The organism is Dietzia maris, assembly GCF_014144855.1.
GTDB lineage: Bacteria > Actinomycetota > Actinomycetes > Mycobacteriales > Mycobacteriaceae > Dietzia > Dietzia kunjamensis.
On record NZ_JAALDN010000340.1, the window covers coordinates 1 to 2,655 of the forward strand.

Below are 2,655 nucleotides of genomic sequence, written 5' to 3' on the forward strand. Positions count from 1 at the left end.
CGGGCGCGGGCGTGATGCTGCACCGCGTCGAGGGCGAACACGTCCGCGTCGGCGAGGTGGTGGCCACCGTCCACGCGGGCGACACCGCACGGTTGCCGGTCGCACTCGACGAGGTGGCGGCCGCGTTCGGGACGGGCCCGGATCGCGGTCCTGCCGGCGTGGTGACCGAGCGACTGCGCGGCTGGTGACCGTCCGGGAACGGACGCCGGGGGCGACGCACCCCCGGATCAGGCGAGGTCGGGCGTGGTGACGAGCTTCTCGACGTCGTCGACCAGGTCACGCCACTCGGACGCCTCGTCGTCGTAGGGTGCGGTCGGCTCGAGCAGCTTGGCGTCGTCGGGGTTGAGGACGTAGTGCAGGTAGCGCCGTAGCGCCGACCCGCGCCCGGTCACCGACGCCTCGAGTTCGGCGTCGCCGACGTAGTTGGCCAGGTCGGTGACGAACTCGACCGCCAGGCCGAGCTGGTCGGAGTCCACCATCTCCGGCCCGACCTCGATGTCGCGGTCGAGCCCGGCCAGGACGTACACGTTGTCGTCTGTGACGTGCACGTCCAGGCTGCCGTCGGTCGCGGCGATCTTGACGCGCTCGTAGGTGGCCACCCGGCTCAGGGTGTCGTCGTCGTTGTCGGCCAGGTAGCGGGACAGGCCGCGCGCACTGGTGAAGACGTACGCCTGGTCACCGTCGCCGAGGAACACCGGCCGGTCACCCAGGTAGCAGCGCAGACTCAGGTACTCCTGGTCGGCGAACACGATCCTGACGGGGTCGATCCCCACGCTCTCCCAGAGCGAGCCCTCCGGGTACCCGGTCGGGGCGGGCTCGGGCTCCGGCTCCGGCTCGGGGAGCGCGGCCTCGGCGGTCTCCAGGTCGTGGCGCGCACGCTCGACCTCGGCGCGGTCGATCTCCGGGGTGGTCATGACGTCCTGGATGGCGTCGAGGACGTCGTCCCAGCCCTTGGCGACCGTCTTGCGGATGGATTTCCACAGCTTGAGCCCGTCGCGGCCGTAGAACTCGTCCATGCCGTGCGTGACGGACGCGAGCACCGGGTTGCCGTTGAAGAACTTGGTGACGGTGTCCAGTTCGCACACCTCGCCGATCGAGCGGGCGATCGCGAAGGACTGATCGATCTCGTCGACCGACGACTCGGTCGGATCGTCCCCGAGGAGCTCGAGGACGCCGACGAGGTCGTAGCAGTTCTCCTCGGCGGCGCGGAAGGCGAGCACGTCCGATCCGGCGAACTCCTCCCACGAGGGGTGGTCCTGCAGATCGTGCTCCGCGCCGCTGCGGACCAGGGCGAGGAGTTCGGCCGTCGAGTCGAAGGCGTAGAGGTCCTCGTCCAGCCCGAGGAACGCCTCCCAGTCGTCGTTGTCCTCCCGCCAGCTGGGTGCCCAGAGGGTCGTGACGTCTCCCTCCGGGAGACCGAGCTCGATCGGGACGATGTCCTTGGCCATGCCGGTCAGCATATCCACGGCTAGTCAGGCGGTGCCACGGCCCGCCGGGGCGGGGTCGGTGTGATGACGGGCGGCGTCCTCGGCTGCCCGCCTCCGACCGCTCACGGCGAGGGCCACCGAGCCCGAGACCAGCTCCGCGCGACGGGTGTTGGCCTGCTCCACGGCAGCCGACGTGGCCTCGAGGATCGACGCCGCGACCACCTCGGACCCGTGCCTGCGCAACCCGGGCGCCAGCACGAGGTCCACCACGCTCCCGCCGGAGTCCGCGGTCGCGGTGGCGAGTCGGTCCCGGCTGGTCGTCGAGATGCGCAGGGTCTCCAGCTGGTCGTGTGCCGACTCCCACTCGGTCGCGATCCCGCGCAGACGATCGAGGAACGCCTCGACGTCCAGTCCTCCGGCGCTCACCTGACAGACCCGCCCGGCTCGTCGTCCGGGTCCCTCTCGTCCCAGTCCCTCTCGTCCCAGTCGTCGGCGGCGAGGCGTTCCAGCAGATCGCGGGCGTCGCCCGCGGCCGCGGTGAGGCTGCGCAGGACCGCGCGCGCCACCTCCGCGGGCGGGCGGTCGAGGAGGGCCTCCGGAAGGGCCAGGCCCACCGGGACGCCGTCGGTGCCGACCTCGGCGACCACCCCGGTAATCGGGTCGGTGTGCCGACAGCTGTCGGGTGCCATCAGCCGGTCGGACGGTAGAAGCCGTGGAACGACATGCCGATATTGTCGGTGCGGAGCCCGGACACCGCTACAGGGTCCCCGGCCTCCACGATCTGACCGTTGCCGATGTACATGGCGACGTGGCCGTCCCACACGAGCAGATCACCGGGCAGGACGTCCTGCGGGGACACCTGGACACCCACGCCCTGTTCCTGGGCCAGGCGGGGGATCTCCACACCGGCGTCCCCGTACGCCCACTGCGTCAGGCCACTGCAGTCCAGCCCCTGGCCGGGAGAGGTGCCGCCCCACACGTACGGCACACCCTGCTGACTGAGCGCGTTGCGGACAGCGCCGGCGGCCTGCTCGTTGGGGGCGGTGACGACCGAGCCGTCGGGCAGGGTCACCTCGGTTCCGCCGCCGATCACCCCGGACCCGGCGTCACCGAACCCCGCCGTCCCGGGCACGAACCCGGACCCGGCGGCGGACTCCGCCGCGACACCCGACGAGCCACTGTCGAACGAACCGCCGTCAAACGAGCCGCCGCCCGCGCCGTCCGCGCC

4 protein-coding genes and 1 pseudogene are annotated in these 2,655 nt (G+C 71.8%); 1 reads left to right on the forward strand and 4 read right to left on the reverse strand.

The annotated features are described in order from the left end of the window. A pseudogene (locus tag G6024_RS11465) lies at positions 1-188 on the forward strand (thymidine phosphorylase); the annotation flags it as partial. Positions 189-227: 39 nt separating this feature from the next. Here G6024_RS11465 and G6024_RS11470 read toward each other — a convergent pair. From G6024_RS11470 to G6024_RS11485, 4 genes are all read right to left on the reverse strand, one after another. Further along, positions 228-1,448: a SatS C-terminal domain-containing protein gene (locus G6024_RS11470; protein ID WP_182640371.1), complete on the reverse strand. Its 1,221-nt coding sequence runs from the start codon at positions 1,446-1,448 to the stop codon at positions 228-230. A gap of 24 nt (positions 1,449-1,472) precedes the next feature. Continuing rightward, positions 1,473-1,853: a YbaB/EbfC family nucleoid-associated protein gene (locus G6024_RS11475; RefSeq protein WP_067712187.1), complete on the reverse strand. Its 381-nt coding sequence runs from the start codon at positions 1,851-1,853 to the stop codon at positions 1,473-1,475. Beyond that, positions 1,850-2,116 (reverse strand): hypothetical protein, encoded by a 267-nt coding sequence (locus tag G6024_RS11480; protein WP_067712190.1) that lies wholly within the window; start codon positions 2,114-2,116, stop codon positions 1,850-1,852. The genes G6024_RS11475 and G6024_RS11480 overlap by 4 nt, the downstream gene beginning before the upstream one ends. Further along, a partial coding sequence (locus tag G6024_RS11485) for a C40 family peptidase (protein ID WP_235027878.1) occupies positions 2,116-2,655 on the reverse strand: 540 nt, incomplete at its 5' end. The genes G6024_RS11480 and G6024_RS11485, both read right to left, overlap by 1 nt.